We start from the raw sequence: 15,171 nt of genomic DNA, 5'->3' as shown, positions 1-15,171 counted from the left end.
ATGGCCGATTCATCCCCTGCTTCCACTCCACCCTCCACGCGCGACTTCATCGGCTACGGCCGCGACCTGCCCGCCGTGCGCTGGCCCGAAGCGGCGCGCGTGGCCGTCTCCTTCGTCGTCAACTTCGAGGAGGGCGCGGAGTTCTCCATGACCGACGGCGACACCCGCAACGAGGCCATCTACGAGGTGATCGACGGCCAGCCGGTGCCCGACCGCTGCATCGACAGCCACTTCGAATACGGCACGCGCGTGGCCTACTGGCGCATCGCCGACCTGTTCGAACGACATGGCGGGCACTTCACGCTCAGCGCCTGCGGCCGCGCGGTGGAACGCTCGCCATGGCTGGCGCGGCATGCGGCGCAGGCCGGCCACGAGGTCTCGGCGCACGGCTGGCGCTGGGAGCGCGGCATCGACCTCACGCTCGACGAGGAGCGGCTGGCCATCGATCGCTGCTGCACCGCGATCGAGGCCGCCACCGGGCGCCGCCCCGTGGGCTGGCACACGCGCTCCAACCCGAGCCCGCACACGCGCCGCCTGCTGGTGGAGCGCGGCTTCCTCTACGACAGCGACGCCTACAACGACGACACGCCCTACCGCGTGGCGGTCGACGGCCGGCCGCACCTCGTGCTGCCCTATGCTTTCGACACCAACGACATGCAGTTCCAGAACACCCAGCGCTTCGATACCGGCGACGCCTTCGCCGACTATGTCTGTGCCGCCTACGACTGGCTGTGGCGCGAGGGCGGCCACGCGCCGCGCATGCTATCGGTGGGCCTGCACCTGCGCATGATCGGCCGGCCCGGGCGCATCGGCGCGCTCGAGCGCATCCTGCGCCACCTCCACGACAAGGGCGGCGCCTGGGTGACCAGCCGCGAACGCATCGCCCGCCACTGGCTGGCGCACACCAATGAGGGCAGCACCGCATGAAGGAACGCGAGGACGCGGTCTACGACACGCTCTCGCGCGCGCTGCTGGCCGGCGCGCTGGCGCCCGGTGCGCCGCTGCGCGAGACCGCGCTGGCCGAGGTCTTCGGCGTGAGCCGCGAGCGCATCCGCAAGATATTGCTGCGGCTGGGCACCAACCGGCTGATCGAGATGATCCCGAACCGCGGCGCCTTCGTGGCCGCGCCCTCGCTCGAGCAGGCGCGCTCGATCTACGACGCGCGCCGCATCCTCGAGGGCGGCATCGTCGCCCACCTGGCGCAGAACGCGGGCGCCGAGGCGCTGCGCCGCCTCGACGAGCACATGGAGCGCGAGCAGGCCGCGCTGGCCGAGGGCGACCGCGCCACCTCGGTGCGGCTGTCGGCCGACTTCCACATGATCCTGGCCGAGGCCACGGGCAACACCTTCATCCTGCAGCAGATGCAGGAGCTGGTGAGCCGGACCTCGATGCTGGTGGCGATGTACGAGGCGCCGCATTCGGCGCAATGCGCCTGCGACGAGCACCGCGACATCTTCACCTCGCTGCTCAAGGGCGACGGCGGCGGTGCCGCGCGCGCGATGCGCTCGCACCTGTCGCTCGTCGAGACCCGGCTGCGCCCCGGCGCGGCCGCGCCCTCGCAGGACGTGGTGGGCGTGCTGCTGCGCATGTGGGCCGGCCAGCGTGCCGCGCAATCCACGGACGAAGGGCGATGAGCGAAGCCACGCTGCTGGTGCTCAACCCGAACACCAGCGAGGCGATGACCGAGGCCGTGGTCTCGGCCGCCCGCGCGCTGCTGCCGCCGGGCCTGCGGGCCATCGGCTGGACCGCCTCCGCCGGCCCGCCGGTGATCAAGGACCGCCCGAGCTACGACGTGGCCGCGGCCGCGATGCCGGCGCTGCTGGCCGAGGCGCCGCGCGCCGACGCCATCCTGCTGGCCTGCTTCGGAGACCCCGGGCTGGCGGTGCTGCGCGAGCGCGCCGGCGTGCCCGTGACCGGCCTGGCGGAGGCCGCCATCCTGGCCGCGCGGCAACGCGGCGAGCGCTTCGCGATCCTCACGGCGGGCGCGGCCTGGGTGCCGATCCTCACGGACTGCGTGGCGGCCGGCGGCGCGTCGCACCTGCTGGCGGGCGTGTTCGCGCTCGATGGCGACGGCGCGGCGCTGCGCGCCGATCCCGAACGCTTCCGTGCGCAGGTGCGCGCGCTGTCGGCCCGCGCGCGAGCGGCCGGCGCAAGGCGGCTGGTGCCCGGCGGCGCGGCCTTCGAAGGGCTGCGCTTCGACTGGGCCGAAGGCCTGGCGGTGGACCGGCCGGTCGAGGCGGCCGTGGCCTTGCTCGCACACGCGCTGCCCAAGCCCCCGGCCTGAGCGCCGGGCCCGGCACGGGCAGGTTGGATTTCGATACAAAATTCCCGCCGCCTCGGCGGCCCGCGCCGCCCCTGGCGAAACGCGGTTCGCGCCACTGCCAGCGGGCCCGGCCCCGGGATTCCCCCGAGGGTCGGCGGTGTAGACTGCCGGGTTTTTCCGACTCTGGCATGGCGCACGTTCCACAGCGCACTGGTTTCAACGGTTCGGCGCTCGTCCGCTTGCTTTCCCGACTGACCGATGGCGACATCCGCGAATCCGAACAGGCTTCGGCGGACCGGCTGAGCCTATGGTTCGGCTGGACCGACGCGATCTCGCTGTCGGCCGCCCTCAACGGCACGCCGGCCAGCCTGCCGCCGGCCCCGCGGGGTTCGGTGCGCGCCGATGAAAGCGAATGCGCGCGCGTGCGCGCCGCGCTGGCCCAGGCGATCGCCGAGGACGGCAGCTTCGCGCCCGCCAAGGCACGCGCGGCCACCGCCGACGCCCAGACGCCGCCCGACTTCGCGCCGATGCGCCAGCGCTACCTCGCGCGGCAGCAGGCGATGGAGACGGCCATCGGCCCGCTGCGCGGCCGGCTGCGCGCGCGGCTCGCGGCCGGTTCGCACGACATGGCGCGGCTCGCCGCCGTCGACGTGGTGATGGAACAGGTGCTGGGCGCGCGCGAACGCAGCCTGCTGGCGAGCGTGCCGATGGCGCTCGAGAAGCGCTTCGCGCGGCTGCGCAAGGCCCGCCAGAGCGAGGAAACGACGGGGGAAGACCCCGGCGCCAGCGGCCATGCCGACTGGCTCGCGGTCTTCCGCAAGGACATCCAGGACGTGCTGCAGGCCGAACTGGACTTTCGATTTCAACCGGTCGACGGGCTGCTCGAAGCCCTGCGCACCGGTCACAAGGGCTGACTGGATACACATGACCCGATTTCTCCATCACGCCGTGTTCGTCGCGGGCCTGGCCGTCGTCGGCTGGGTCGGCGCCGGCTACATCGGCACGAACACGCTGGCGCTGGCCGTCACCGGGCTCGTGGCCGCGTTCTACCTGATGGGCGGGCTCGAGCTGCACCGCTTCCAGCAGGCCACGGGTTCGCTGGTGCAGGCGACGAACGCGCTGTCCGAGCCTCCGGCCAGCCTCGGCGACTGGCTCGCTTCCCTGCATCCCTCGCTGCGCAACGCCGTGCGCCTGCGCGTCGAGGGCGAACGCGTGGGCCTGCCCGGGCCGGCGCTGGCGCCCTACCTCGCGGGCCTGCTGGTGCTGCTGGGCATGCTCGGCACCTTCCTCGGCATGGTGGTCACGCTCAACGGCACCGGCGCGGCGCTGCAAGGCGCGACCGACCTCGAAGCGATCCGCGAATCGCTCTCGGCCCCGGTGCGCGGCCTCGGCCTCGCCTTCGGCACCTCGGTGGCCGGCGTGGCCGCCTCGGCGGCGCTGGGCCTGGTGTCGGCGCTGTGCCGGCGCGAACGACTGCAGGCCTCGCAGGCGCTCGACGCGAAGATCGCGAGCACCCTGCGCGTGCACTCGCAGGCGCACCGGCGCGACGAATCCTTCAAGCTGCTGCAGCGCCAGGCCGACCTGATGCCCGAGTTGGTCGGCCAGCTGCAGGCCATGATGGGCGCGATGGAGCGCCAGACCCAGGTGCTCAGCGAGCGCCTGATCGGCAACCAGGCCGAGTTCCACGGCAAGGCCGAGGCGGTCTACGCCGGCCTCGCGAGCTCGGTCGACCAGTCGCTCAAGCACAGCCTGATCGAGAGCGCGCGCGTGGCCGGCGCCGCGATCCAGCCGGTGGTCGAGGCCACCATGGCCGGCATCGCGCGCGAGACCGCCTCGCTGCACGGCAGCATCGCGCAGACGGTGCAACAGCAGCTCGAGGGCCTGTCGTCGCGCTTCGAGGCCAGCACCGGTCGCGCGGCCGACACCTGGCAGGGCGCGCTCGCCGCGCACCAGCGCACCAGCGAGGCGCTGTCGAGCGACCTGCGCGGTTCGCTCGAAGGCTTCGCGCAGAGCTTCGAGCAGCGCTCGACCGCGCTGGTCGATGGTGTGTCGACGCGGCTCGAGACCACGGTCGGCAAGGTGTCCGACACCTGGCAACAGGCGCTTGCGCGGCATCAGGAGACGAGCGACAGGCTCTCGGGCGACGCGCAGCAGGCGCTGTCGGCCGCCGCCACGGCCTTCGAGGCGCATGCGGCCTCGCTGCTGCGCACCGTGGGCGACGCGCAGGGCGAGCTGCAGGCCGCGCTGGCCGCGCGCGACGAGCAACGGCTCGCGGCCTGGACCGAATCGCTGACCTCGATGGGCGCGGCCCTGCAGAAGGAATGGCAGCAGGCCGGCGCGCAGGCGCTGATCCACCAGCAGAAGCTGCTCGACACCCAAGCCGATCTCTCGTCGCGCGACGAGGAGCGGCTGTCGGCATGGACCCGCTCGCTCGCGGCGATGGCCGCGTCGCTGCAACAGGAATGGCAACAGGCGGGCAGCCATGTGCTGGGCCATCAGCAGAAGCTGCTCGAAACGCAAGCCGACCTCGCCGCGCGCGACGAGGAGCGCCTCGCGGCCTTCACCGGCTCGCTCGAGGCCATGGCCGCTTCGCTGCGGCAGGAATGGCAACAGGCCGGTGCCCATGCGCTCAACCATCAACAAAAGCTGCTCGAGACGCAGGCCGACCTCTCGTCGCGCGACGAACAGCGCCTCGCCGCCTGGACCGGATCGCTCGAGTCCATGGCCGCCTCGCTGCAGCGTGAATGGCAGCAGGCCGGCGCCCATGCGCTCGACCATCAGCAGAAGCTGCTCGAGACGCAGGCCGACCTCGCCTCGCGCGACGAGCAACGCCTCGCGGCCTGGACCGGCTCGCTCGAAGCCATGGCCGGCGCGCTGCGCCAGGAGTGGCAGCAGGCCGGTGCGCACAGCGCCGACCAGCAGCGCCAGCTGCTCGATGCGCTGACGAGGACCGCCGGCGAGATGTCGTCGCAGAACGAGGCGCATGCCAAGCGCACCGTCACCGAGATCGCGCAGTTGCTGCAAGCGGCCGCCGAAGCGCCGCGCGCCGCCGCCGAGGTGGTGTCGGAACTGCGCCAGAAGCTGTCGGACAGCATGGCGCGCGACAACGCGATGCTCGAGGAACGCAACCGCCTGCTCGAGACGCTGGGCACGCTGCTCGACGCGGTCAACCATGCGTCGACCGAACAGCGCAGCGCGGTCGACGCGCTGGTCGCGGCCTCGGCCGAGGCCATGGAGCGCGCGGGCAGCCGCTTCGCCGAACAGGTGGAGACGCAGACCGGCAAGATGGCCGAGGTGGCCGCGCAGGTCACGGGCAGCGCGGTCGAGGTCGCGAGCCTCGGCGAGACCTTCGGCTTCGCGGTGCAGCGCTTCGGCGAATCGAACGACAAGCTGGTGGCGCACCTGCAGCGCGTGGAAGGCGCGCTCGGCAAGTCGATGGCGCGCAGCGACGAACAGCTGGCCTACTACGTTGCGCAGGCGCGCGAGGTCATCGACCTCAGCATCATGTCGCAGAAGCAGATCGTGGAAGACCTGCAGCAGATCGCCAGCCGGCAGCCCGCCGCCGTGGCCAGCGAGGCGTGATGCGCCAGGACGCGGACATCGACGACGCCGGTCTCGACACCAGCGTGCCGGTCTGGGCCGTCTTCGGCGACCTGATGTCGGGCCTGCTCGGCGCCTTCGTGCTGATCCTGGTCTGCGCGATCGGCATGCAGCTCGACCTCGCGGCCAAGCTCGAATCCGAGGTCAAGCAGCGCCAGGCCGAGGCGCAGCGCCGCGAGGCGCTCGAGAAGGCGCTGGCCGGGCCGCTGGCCGCGGGCCGCGTCACGCTCAACAACGGGCGCATCGGCATCAGCGGCAGCGTGCTGTTCGCCTTCAACTCCGCCGACCTGCAGCCCGAGGGTCGGCAGGTGCTGCGCAGCCTCGCGGCGCCGCTGGCCACCTACCTGCGTTCGCGCGACGAGATCCTGATGGTGAGCGGCTTCACCGACAACCGCCAGATGCGCGAGGGCGCACGCCTGTTCGCCGACAACTGGGAGCTCTCGGCCCAGCGCGCGCTGACCGTGACCCGCACGCTGATCGAGGAAGGCGTGCCCTCGTCCGCGGTGTTCGCCGCCGCCTTCGGCGCCGAACAGGCCGTGGCCTCGAATGCCGATGCCGATGGCCGCGCGAAGAACCGGCGCGTGGAGATGGCGCCGACGCCGCGCCCCTCCTATGCGGCAAGCACTGGCACCGCAGCGAAGGCCCGTGAGTAGCGACGCGCCCATCGACGCGAACGACGACCCGCTCGCGGCCGTCGCGGCCTGGCGCGCGCGCGGCGCCGGGCGCTTCGATCCCGTGCGGCTGCATTTCATCGAGACGCTCGCGAAGCGCACCGCGGCGCAGCGTGGCGAGGCCAGGCGGCTGCTCGACGAGCGGCTGCGGCAACTGCTGAGCGCGTATGGCGAGGACTTCGGGAAGGCGGTGCCGGAGGCGGCGGCCGCAACGTCGCAGCCATTGCCGCGCAGCGCGCTCGCCGAGCTCGTCGAACACATCGCGCGCCAGTCGCCGCTGCCCGAGGAAGCCCCGGCACCGAGCGGCGCCGTGCCGGCTCGCGCCACTTCGGCAAGCCTCGCCTCGTCCGTCGCCGCCGCGCCCGCCGAGCTCAAGACCATGCGCTACTTCCGCGGCACCTGGTCGCGCCTGAGCGCCGATCGCCGGCTCACGCAGTCGCTCGCGAAGATGCCCGAGAACGCGGGTCCGCTCAATTCGCACCACCTCGTGCACCGCGCGCTGATCCTCATGCGCGATCTCTCGCCCGAGTACCTCAACCGCTTCATGACCTACGTCGACACCTTGCTGTGGGTGGAGCAGTTGCAGGCCAGCCAGGCTTCGGCACCCACGGCGCGAGCCGAAGGCGCCAGGAAATCCGGTCGCGGCAAGACGCCCTGAGCGGGCACTCCCCTCGAGCCCACGCGGCTCTCCAGCTCATCGACCCGCTTCGTGACTTCGGGCGCACGCGCGTGCCCCGGGTTTACCCCAGATAGTGACGCGTTCATCAATGCATACATTAATAAATGCATGAGCACCCCACCCCCTGACATCCCGCGCCTCTCCCCCGCCAGCGCCGCCTGGACCGGCACCGGCCTGCACCGCCCCGAATGCGTGCTGGCCACGCGCGCCGGCGATCTCTACTGCGCCGACTGGCGCGGCGGCGTGACGCGCATCCATCCCGACGGCACCCAGACCGCCTACCTCGGCCACGAGATCGACGGCGAGGTCATGAAGCCCAACGGCATCGCGCTGCGCGCCGACGGCAGCTTCCTGATCGCCCACCTGGGCGCGCAGACCGGCGGCGTGTTCGCGCTCGAACGCGACGGCCGGGTGCAACCGCTGCTGCGCACGGTCGACGGCCTCGACCTGCCGCCGACCAACTTCGTGCTGCCCGATGCACGGGGCCGGCTCTGGATCACGGTCAGCACGCGGCAGACGCCGCGCGCGCTCGGTTATCGCCACGATGTGGCGGATGGCTTCGTGGTGCTGGTCGACGCGCGCGGCGCGCGCATCGTGGCCGACGGCCTGGGCTACACCAACGAGTGCCTGGTCGACCGCGACGGCGCCTTCCTCTACGTCAACGAGACCTTCGGCCGCCGGCTCTCTCGCTTCGCGATCCGGCCCGATGGTTCGCTGGGCACTCGCGAGACCGTGGCCCGCTTCGGCGCCGGCACCTTTCCCGACGGCCTGGCGCAGGACGTCGACGGCGACTTCTGGATCACGAGCATCGTGAGCAACCGCCTGATCCGCGTCGGCCGCGACGGCGCGCAGTCGGTGCTGCTGGAAGACGCCGACCCGGCGCGCCTCGACGCGGTGGAAGACGCCTTCCAACAGCACCGCATGGGCCGCGAGCATCTCGACACCGTGCACGGCCACACGCTGCGCAACATCTCCAGCCTCGCCTTCGGCGGGCCCGACCTGCGCACCGGCTACCTGGGCTGCCTGCTCGGCGACACGCTGGCCACCGTGCGCATGCCGGTCGCCGGCCTGCCGCCCCTTCACTGGAACCACGCATGAACACCAAGCCCTCCACCACCGCCGCGGGCGCCGACACCACCACGCTCGTCGATGGCGCCTACCAGGCGATCCGCCGCCGCATCCTCGACAACGTCTGGGCGCCCGGCTACCAGGCGATGGAGCAGGAGATCGCGCTGCAGCTCGGCATGAGCCGCACGCCGGTGCACGAAGCGCTGATGCGGCTGCACGGCGAAGGCCTGATCGAGGTGATCCCGCGCCGCGGCATGCGCGTGCTGCCGGTGTCGCCGACGGCCATGCGCGAGATCTACGAGATCCTCGGCGCGCTCGAGAGCGCCGCCGCCGAGAGCTTGGCGCGCAGGAAGCCCGACGCGGCCGAGCTGCAGCCGCTGGTCGAGGCCACCGAGACCATGGCCGCCGCGCTGCAGGCCAACGACCTCGACGCCTGGGCGCGGGCCGACGAGTCCTTCCATGCGCAGCTCGTGACCATGGCCGGCAACAAGCTGCTGGCCGACGCGGTCTTCAACCACTGGGATCGCGCGCACCGCGCGCGCATGGTCTCGCTGCGGCTGCGGCCCGTGCCCCACAACTCGACGCAGGAACACATGGAACTGGTCGAGCGCATCCGCGAGGGCGATGCCGAAGGCGCAGCCCGCGTGAACCTCGAGCACCGCCGGCGCGCGAGCCGCGAGCTGCTGGCCATCTTCGAGCACTACCGCTTCCAGCATCTCTGATGCACCCCGGGGGCGCCATGCAGGGCCCCATCCAAAAATCGACAGGAGACAGACTTGAAACGCAGGACTTTCATCCGTGCGGGCGCCGCCGCGCCCCTGGCCGCGACACTGGGACCGCGGGCCTTCGCGCAGAACGACTATCCCTCGCGCCCCGTGCGCATCGTCGTGGGATTCTCGGCCGGCGGCGGCGTCGACCTGGTCGCGCGCCCGCTCGCGCAGCGGCTCGGCGAGGCGCTGGGCCAGGCCACGATCGTGGAGAACAAGGCCGGCGCCAACGGCAACCTGGCCGCGATGTACGTCGCCACCGGCGTGCCGGCCGACGGCTACACGCTGCTGCAGATGAACTCGGCGATGGCGACCAACAACCCCTTCCTCTACAAGTCGGGCGTGCCCAACTACCTCGAGGAGTTCACGCCGATCACCGGCATCACCGAGACGCCGCAGGCGGTCATCGTGCCGGCCTCGCTGGGCGTGAAGACGCTCAAGGAATTCGTGGCGCTGGCGCGCGCGCCCAAGACCGAGATGAACTTCGCCTCGGGCGGCGTCGGCACGCTGGCCCACATCGTGTTCGAGCTCTTCAAGAAGGAAGAGTCGCTGCAGATGGTGCACGTGCCCTACAAGGGCACCGGGCCCGCGATCCAGGACATGCTCGCGGGCCGCATGCACCTGATGATCGACAACGTGAGCCAGGTCAAGGGCCAGGTCGAGAGCGGCAAGCTGCGCGTGCTGGCCGTCACGGGACCGCAGCGCGTGTCCTACCTGCCCGATGTGCCGACCACCGCCGAGGCCGGCTTCCCCAAGCTGCTGGCCATCGGCTGGCAGGCGCTGCTGGCACCGGCCAAGACGCCGCCGCAGGTGCTGCAGAAGCTGCGCACCGCCGCCAGGAGCGTGGTCGACAAGAAGGACTGGACCGACTTCATGGCCGAGCGCGGCGCCGTCGCCAAATGGGCTTCGCCCGAGACCGTCACGCAGCGCATCAAGGACGAGAGCGCCGTCTGGGGCGAGGTCATCCGAACCGCGGGCATCACCGCAGACTGAAAGAGAGCATGAGCGACACCACCGTTTCGATCCAGGGCGACCAGATCCTCATCAATGGCCGGCCGACCTACGAAGGCCGCCACTGGAAGGACCAGAAGATCCAGGGCCTGCTGTTCAACAGCCGCATGGCCAACGCCATCGCCGACGACGAGAACCCGAGCACGCGCGGCGTGTGGGCCTACCGCGACGGTCCGTGGGACGCCAATCGCAACACGCGCGAGTTCTGCGAGGCACTGCCCGAGTACCGCGCGCACGGCCTGCTGGGCGTGTGCCTCAACCTGCAGGGCGGCAGCCCGCACGGCTATTCGCAGATCCAGCCCTGGACCATCAGCGCCTTCGAGGCCGACGGCACGCTCAAGGCCGCGTGGGCCGAGCGGCTGCGGCGCGTGCTCGAGGTCACCGACCGGCTCGGCATGGTGGTCGTGCTCGGCCTGTTCTACGGCCCCGCCACGCGCCACCTGGCCGACGAGCAGGCGGTGCGCCGCGCGGTCGACCAGAGCGTGGACTGGCTGGTGACGCAAGGTGCGCGCAACATGCTGCTGGAGATCGGCAACGAGATCGATCACACCGTCTACCACCACCGCATCATCGAGGCGCCGCGCTGCCACGAGCTGATCGAACAGGCACAGCGGCGCTCCGAAGGGCGGCTCGACACGCCGGCCGGCCGGCTGCTGGTGGGCGCAAGCCTCTTGAAGCCGCGCACCGACGCGCACAACATCATCGGCGCGAGCGACTTCCTGCTGCCGCACGGCAACCACGTCAACGGCCTCGCGGGACGCGAGCAGTCGAACCCCGACGGCATCCGGCTGCAGCTGCTGCGCCTGCGCAACTCGCCCGCCTACCGCGGCCAGCCGATCTTCTACAACGAGGACGACCACTTCGATTTCGAGCACGAGGACAACCACCTGCTCGCGGCCGTCGAGGGCTATGCGGGCTGGGGCTACTTCGACTACCGGCGCTCGCGCGAGAAGCTCGAGGACGGCTTCCAGTCGCTGCCGGTGGACTGGCGCATCGGCTCGGCGCGCAAGAAGGCCTTCTTCGGCAAGCTCAAGGAAATCACCGGGGGTGCGGCATGAAGGCCAGCCACCACATCGCCGTGCTGCCCGGCGACGGCATCGGCCGCGAAGTCATGGACGCGGCGGCCCAGGTGCTGCATGCGGCGGGTGCCAGGGCCGGCATCGGCTTCGAGCTCGACACCCGCCCCGCGGGCGCCCAGCACTACCTCGACAGCGGCGTCGCGCTGCCCGACGAGACCCTGGCCGTGTGCGAGCGCGCCGACGCGATCCTGTTCGGCGCCATGGGCCTGCCGCACGTGCGCGGCAGCGACGGCACCGAGATCATTCCGCAGCTCGACCTGCGCTTCCACTTCGACCTCTACGCGGGCGTGCGGCCGATCCGCACCTTCCGCGGACTGCGCACGCCGCTGTCGGACCCGCGCGCGCAGCAGATCGACCTGGTGCTGGTGCGCGAGAACACCGAGGGCCTGTTCTATGCGCGCGGGCGCGGCGATGCGCGCCGCGATGCGCAGGGCCGCACTGTCGAGGTCTTCGACACCATGCGCATCACGCGCCACGGCACCGACCGCATCTGCGCGTTCGCCTTCGAGCTCGCGCAGCGGCGCGCCGAGCGGCTGGGCCGCGCGGGCCGGGTCACCAACGTCGACAAGGCCAACGTCTTCGAGTCGATGGCCTTCTTCCGCGAGGTGTTCGAGGACGTCGCGTCGCGGCACCCGGCGATCGGCGCCGACAGCGCCTATGTCGATGCGATGGCGCTGAACCTCGTGCTCAAGCCGTGGAGCTACGACGTGCTGGTGACCGAGAACATGTTCGGCGACATCCTCTCGGACCTGATCGCCGCGCTGGTGGGCGGCATGGGCATGGCGCCCTCGGCCGACCTCGGCGAGCGGCACGGACTGTTCCAGCCCGCGCACGGTACCGCGCCCGACATCGCGGGCCAGGGCAAGGCCAATCCCACGGCCATGATCCTGTCGGCCGCGATGATGCTCGACTGGCTGGCCGAACGGCATGGCGACGCGCGCCTGGGCGATGCGGCACGCGGCATCGAGCGGGCCGTCGAGGCCGTGTTCGCGGGCGGCGCCGTGCTGCCCTTCGAGTTCGGCGGCGGCGACGGCACGCGCGCGATCACCGAGGCGGTGCTGGAGCGGTTGCGCCATGCCTGAGGCGCGCGGCGGCACACGCCACCGGGTTGCAGTGGTCGGCGCCGGCTACTTCAGCCAGTTCCATCTGCGCGCATGGCAGGCGCTGCCCGGTGTCGAACTCGTCGGGCTCTGCGATGCGCAGCCCGAGCGCGCGGCCGTGGCCGCCCGCGGCTTCGGCGTGCCGCGCGCCTTCTCGCGCCTCGACGAGATGCTCGACGCCACGGCGCCCACGCTGCTGGACATCGTGTCGCCGCCGGCCAGCCATGCGACGCTGCTGCCGCAGGCGCTCTCATATGGCATCGCGACCATCTGCCAGAAACCCTTCTGCACCGACTACGCGCAGGCACGCGAGCAGAGCGAACGCTTCGCGCGAGCCGGCGTGCCCTTGGTCGTGCACGAGAACTTCCGCTTCATGCCCTGGTTCCGCGAGGCCCGGCGGCTGATCGACACGGGACGCATAGGCCGCCTGCACGGCGCGAGCTTCCGGCTTCGGCCCGGTGACGGACAGGGGCCACGCGCCTACCTCGACCGGCAGCCCTACTTCCAGCAGATGCCGCGGCTGCTCGTGGCCGAGACCGCCATCCACCTGATCGACAGCTTCCGCTTCCTGCTCGGCGAGGTGGCCGATGTCTCGGCGAGGCTGCGACGCCTCAACCCCGCGATCCAGGGCGAGGATGCCGCCACGATCGAACTGGGCTTCGCCGGCGATGCCATCGGCCTCATCGACGGCAATCGCCTCAACGAACACGCGGCCGCGAACCAGCGCCGCACCATGGGCGAGATGTGGCTCGAGGGCGAAGGCGGCGTGCTGCGGCTCGATGGCGATGCGCGCCTGTGGCTCAAGCCGCATGGCGAGCCCGAGGCCGAACTCGCCTACGACAGCGGGCCGTCCAGCGAATTCGGCGGCGGCGCGGTGGCCGCCCTGCAGGCCCATGTGCTCGACGCGTTGGAGCGCGGCATCGCGCCCGAGAACAACGCCTCGGACTATCTGCAGAATCTGCGCATCCAGGAAGCCGTCTACGAATCCCACCGCAGCGGCCGGCGCATCCGCATGAGCGACTTCGAGCCTGCGGCCGATGCGCATCTGCGGCCGGTCTTCTGATCCATCGAGAATCCATTCGCCATGCACATCGTCACCGTCCACTTCCACATCGCCCCCGACCACCGGGAAGACTTCCTCCGCGAGATCAAGGCCAACGCCTCGCGCTCGGTCGAGCACGAGCCCGGCTGCCGGCAGTTCGACGTCTGCGTGGCGCCCGACGACGCGGGCCATGTCTTCCTCTACGAGGTCTACGACGACCGCGCGGCCTTCGACGCGCATCTCGCGAGCGCGCACTTCCAGCGCTTCAATAGCCTGACGACGGACTGGGTGGTCTCGAAGCAGGTGGAGCGCTTCGAGCGGGTCTGAGGCAGCGCCCTCAGCCCTGCTTCGCGGCCGGTTCCTGGGCCGCGAGCACGGCCTTCAGCAGGCCGGGAAAGCGCTTGTCCACTTCCTTGCGACGCAGCTCGTTCACATGCGCGGGGCCGTCGGTGCGGGTGCGCACGATGCCCGCCTCGCGCAGCACCCTGAAGTGATGCGACATGCTCGACTTCGCCCTGCCCCCGCCCAGCGCGGCACAGCTGGCCTCGCCGCAGCCGGCCAGCTCGTGCACCACGCGCAGACGCTCGGGATCGCTCAGGGCATAGAGGACCTGGGTCAGCGAGACATCGTCGAGGGCCGGATGGTTGAGGCTGCGCATCGCGCGACCATAGCACGGATCGGCTTTTGTCCTATTGTTCGATAGTTATCGAACTAGTGTACGATCAATCCTTGTTCTTCACACGTTCTCCAGGGATCCGATGCCAAGCCTCTTCTCGCCTTTCACTCTGAAAGATGTCACGCTGAAAAACCGCATGGTCGTCTCGCCGATGTGCCAGTACTCGGCCGTCGACGGCGTGGTCAACGACTGGCACCACGTCCATCTGTCGGGTCTCGCGCGCGGCGGCGCGGCCCTGGTCATCGCCGAGGCCACGGCCGTCTCGCCCGAGGGCCGCATCACGCCCGGCTGCGCCGGGATCTGGACCGATGCGCAGGCCGAGGCGTGGCGCAAGATCGTCGCCTCGGTCAAGGCCGCCGGCGCCGTGCCCGGCATCCAGATCGCCCACGCCGGGCGCAAGGCGAGCGCCAACCGGCCCTGGGAAGGCGACGACCACATCGCCGCCGACGATGCGCGCGGCTGGCAGACCATCGCCCCCTCGGCCGTCGCGTTCGGCGGCGGCCTGCCGAAGGTGCCCGAGGCCATGACGCTGGCCGACATCCAGCGCGTCAAGGCAGACTTCGTGGCCGCGGCCCGGCGCGCGCTCGATGCGGGCTTCGAATGGCTCGAGCTGCATTTCGCGCACGGCTACCTGGCGCAGAGCTTCTTCTCGACCTGGTCCAACCTGCGGACCGATGCCTACGGCGGCGACTTCGAAGGCCGCGCGCGCTTCCTGATCGAAACGCTCGCCGCCGTGCGCGAGGTCTGGCCCGAGCGCCTGCCGCTCGCGGCCCGCTTCGGCGTGACCGAGTTCGCGGGCCAGGACGACCTCGAGGAAGGCATCGAGCTCGTGCGCAGGCTCAAGGCGGCCGGCCTCGATTTCATCGACGTCAGCATCGGCTTCTCGACACCCAAGGCGAAGATCCCATGGGGCCCGGCCCTGATGGCGCCGATCGCGCAACGCGTGCGCCGCGAGACGGGCCTGCCCGCCACCACGAGCTGGTTCATCAGCGAGCCCCGGCAAGCGGACGAACTGGTCGCCGGCGGCACCGTCGACCTGGTCACGCTGGGCCGGCCGCTGCTTGCGAATCCGCACTGGCCGTACCGCGCCGCGCTGGAGCTCGGCGTGGACAAGGCGGCCTGGACGCTGCCCGCGCCGTACGCGCACTGGCTGGAGCGCTATCGGTCTTCGTGATCGCCGGACGCGCCAGCCGAGCTGCGTGGATCCAATTTAGA

The 15,171-nt window shown here is 71.2% G+C and carries 16 protein-coding genes; 15 read left to right on the top strand and 1 reads right to left on the bottom strand.

The window, feature by feature from the left end; translation table 11 throughout:
* From AC07RV_RS00745 to AC07RV_RS00680, 14 genes are all read left to right on the top strand, one after another.
* Positions 1–927 (top strand): polysaccharide deacetylase family protein, encoded by a 927-nt coding sequence (locus AC07RV_RS00745; RefSeq protein ID WP_296783725.1) that lies wholly within the window; start codon positions 1–3, stop codon positions 925–927.
* Positions 924–1,634 carry a GntR family transcriptional regulator gene (locus AC07RV_RS00740; RefSeq protein WP_093345398.1) on the top strand — a complete coding sequence of 237 codons (711 nt, stop codon included), beginning with the start codon at positions 924–926 and terminating at the stop codon, positions 1,632–1,634. The genes AC07RV_RS00745 and AC07RV_RS00740 overlap by 4 nt, the downstream gene beginning before the upstream one ends.
* Complete coding sequence (locus tag AC07RV_RS00735; protein WP_296783728.1) at positions 1,631–2,284, top strand: aspartate/glutamate racemase family protein; 654 nt, start codon at positions 1,631–1,633, stop codon at positions 2,282–2,284. The genes AC07RV_RS00740 and AC07RV_RS00735 overlap by 4 nt, the downstream gene beginning before the upstream one ends.
* Positions 2,285–2,451: 167 nt before the next feature.
* Entirely contained in the window at positions 2,452–3,177 is a 726-nt protein-coding gene (locus tag AC07RV_RS00730) for a DUF3348 domain-containing protein (protein ID WP_296783730.1), read from the top strand.
* Between the two features lie 10 nt (positions 3,178–3,187).
* Positions 3,188–5,845, top strand: coding sequence for a DUF802 domain-containing protein (locus AC07RV_RS00725; RefSeq protein ID WP_296783733.1), 2,658 nt, complete (start codon positions 3,188–3,190; stop codon positions 5,843–5,845).
* Positions 5,845–6,516 (top strand): OmpA family protein, encoded by a 672-nt coding sequence (locus tag AC07RV_RS00720; protein ID WP_208508727.1) that lies wholly within the window; start codon positions 5,845–5,847, stop codon positions 6,514–6,516. The genes AC07RV_RS00725 and AC07RV_RS00720 overlap by 1 nt, the downstream gene beginning before the upstream one ends.
* The gene (locus AC07RV_RS00715) at positions 6,509–7,192 is read left to right on the top strand and encodes a DUF2894 domain-containing protein (RefSeq protein WP_296783738.1); all 684 of its coding nucleotides are present in this window, start codon (positions 6,509–6,511) and stop codon (positions 7,190–7,192) included. Before AC07RV_RS00720 ends, AC07RV_RS00715 begins: the two co-directional genes overlap by 8 nt.
* A gap of 129 nt (positions 7,193–7,321) precedes the next feature.
* Positions 7,322–8,311, top strand: coding sequence for an SMP-30/gluconolactonase/LRE family protein (locus tag AC07RV_RS00710; RefSeq protein WP_296783741.1), 990 nt, complete (start codon positions 7,322–7,324; stop codon positions 8,309–8,311).
* A complete protein-coding gene (locus tag AC07RV_RS00705) occupies positions 8,308–9,003 on the top strand; it encodes a GntR family transcriptional regulator (RefSeq protein WP_296783744.1) in 696 nt (231 codons plus the stop codon). Before AC07RV_RS00710 ends, AC07RV_RS00705 begins: the two co-directional genes overlap by 4 nt.
* A 54-nt stretch (positions 9,004–9,057) precedes the next feature.
* Complete coding sequence (locus AC07RV_RS00700) at positions 9,058–10,041, top strand: Bug family tripartite tricarboxylate transporter substrate binding protein (RefSeq protein WP_296783746.1); 984 nt, start codon at positions 9,058–9,060, stop codon at positions 10,039–10,041.
* Between the two features lie 8 nt (positions 10,042–10,049).
* Entirely contained in the window at positions 10,050–11,117 is a 1,068-nt protein-coding gene (locus AC07RV_RS00695; protein ID WP_296783748.1) for a hypothetical protein, read from the top strand.
* Complete coding sequence (locus AC07RV_RS00690) at positions 11,114–12,220, top strand: isocitrate/isopropylmalate dehydrogenase family protein (RefSeq protein WP_296783752.1); 1,107 nt, start codon at positions 11,114–11,116, stop codon at positions 12,218–12,220. Before AC07RV_RS00695 ends, AC07RV_RS00690 begins: the two co-directional genes overlap by 4 nt.
* Positions 12,213–13,301: a Gfo/Idh/MocA family protein gene (locus AC07RV_RS00685; protein ID WP_296783754.1), complete on the top strand. Its 1,089-nt coding sequence runs from the start codon at positions 12,213–12,215 to the stop codon at positions 13,299–13,301. Before AC07RV_RS00690 ends, AC07RV_RS00685 begins: the two co-directional genes overlap by 8 nt.
* Positions 13,302–13,322: 21 nt before the next feature.
* Positions 13,323–13,607 (top strand): putative quinol monooxygenase, encoded by a 285-nt coding sequence (locus AC07RV_RS00680; RefSeq protein ID WP_296783757.1) that lies wholly within the window; start codon positions 13,323–13,325, stop codon positions 13,605–13,607.
* 10 nt (positions 13,608–13,617) lie between these two features.
* Here AC07RV_RS00680 and AC07RV_RS00675 read toward each other — a convergent pair whose 3' ends face one another.
* Positions 13,618–13,938 (bottom strand): ArsR/SmtB family transcription factor, encoded by a 321-nt coding sequence (locus tag AC07RV_RS00675; protein ID WP_093345369.1) that lies wholly within the window; start codon positions 13,936–13,938, stop codon positions 13,618–13,620.
* A gap of 100 nt (positions 13,939–14,038) precedes the next feature.
* Here AC07RV_RS00675 and AC07RV_RS00670 point away from each other — a divergent pair, with 100 nt between their 5' ends.
* The gene (locus AC07RV_RS00670; RefSeq protein WP_296783760.1) at positions 14,039–15,130 is read left to right on the top strand and encodes an NADH:flavin oxidoreductase/NADH oxidase; all 1,092 of its coding nucleotides are present in this window, start codon (positions 14,039–14,041) and stop codon (positions 15,128–15,130) included.
* Positions 15,131–15,171 lie beyond the last annotated feature (41 nt).

Source organism: Variovorax sp. GW821-FHT09B01, from assembly GCF_059418345.1.
Note: the sequence above shows the minus strand (reverse complement) of the source record. Positions and strands in the feature narration are given on the sequence as shown.

What these genes read in the sequence shown, in the direction of transcription:
- AC07RV_RS00735 (WP_296783728.1), top strand. Translation starts at nt 1,631, where the DNA reads ATGAGCGAAGCCACGCTGCTGGTGCTCAACCCGAACACCAGCGAGGCG.
- AC07RV_RS00705 (WP_296783744.1), top strand. Translation starts at nt 8,308, where the DNA reads ATGAACACCAAGCCCTCCACCACCGCCGCGGGCGCCGACACCACCACG.
- AC07RV_RS00745 (WP_296783725.1), top strand. Translation starts at nt 1, where the DNA reads ATGGCCGATTCATCCCCTGCTTCCACTCCACCCTCCACGCGCGACTTC.
- AC07RV_RS00675 (WP_093345369.1), bottom strand. Translation starts at nt 13,938, where the DNA reads ATGCGCAGCCTCAACCATCCGGCCCTCGACGATGTCTCGCTGACCCAG.
- AC07RV_RS00740 (WP_093345398.1), top strand. Translation starts at nt 924, where the DNA reads ATGAAGGAACGCGAGGACGCGGTCTACGACACGCTCTCGCGCGCGCTG.
- AC07RV_RS00680 (WP_296783757.1), top strand. Translation starts at nt 13,323, where the DNA reads ATGCACATCGTCACCGTCCACTTCCACATCGCCCCCGACCACCGGGAA.
- AC07RV_RS00730 (WP_296783730.1), top strand. Translation starts at nt 2,452, where the DNA reads ATGGCGCACGTTCCACAGCGCACTGGTTTCAACGGTTCGGCGCTCGTC.
- AC07RV_RS00710 (WP_296783741.1), top strand. Translation starts at nt 7,322, where the DNA reads ATGAGCACCCCACCCCCTGACATCCCGCGCCTCTCCCCCGCCAGCGCC.
- AC07RV_RS00670 (WP_296783760.1), top strand. Translation starts at nt 14,039, where the DNA reads ATGCCAAGCCTCTTCTCGCCTTTCACTCTGAAAGATGTCACGCTGAAA.
- AC07RV_RS00685 (WP_296783754.1), top strand. Translation starts at nt 12,213, where the DNA reads ATGCCTGAGGCGCGCGGCGGCACACGCCACCGGGTTGCAGTGGTCGGC.
- AC07RV_RS00720 (WP_208508727.1), top strand. Translation starts at nt 5,845, where the DNA reads ATGCGCCAGGACGCGGACATCGACGACGCCGGTCTCGACACCAGCGTG.
- AC07RV_RS00725 (WP_296783733.1), top strand. Translation starts at nt 3,188, where the DNA reads ATGACCCGATTTCTCCATCACGCCGTGTTCGTCGCGGGCCTGGCCGTC.
- AC07RV_RS00695 (WP_296783748.1), top strand. Translation starts at nt 10,050, where the DNA reads ATGAGCGACACCACCGTTTCGATCCAGGGCGACCAGATCCTCATCAAT.
- AC07RV_RS00690 (WP_296783752.1), top strand. Translation starts at nt 11,114, where the DNA reads ATGAAGGCCAGCCACCACATCGCCGTGCTGCCCGGCGACGGCATCGGC.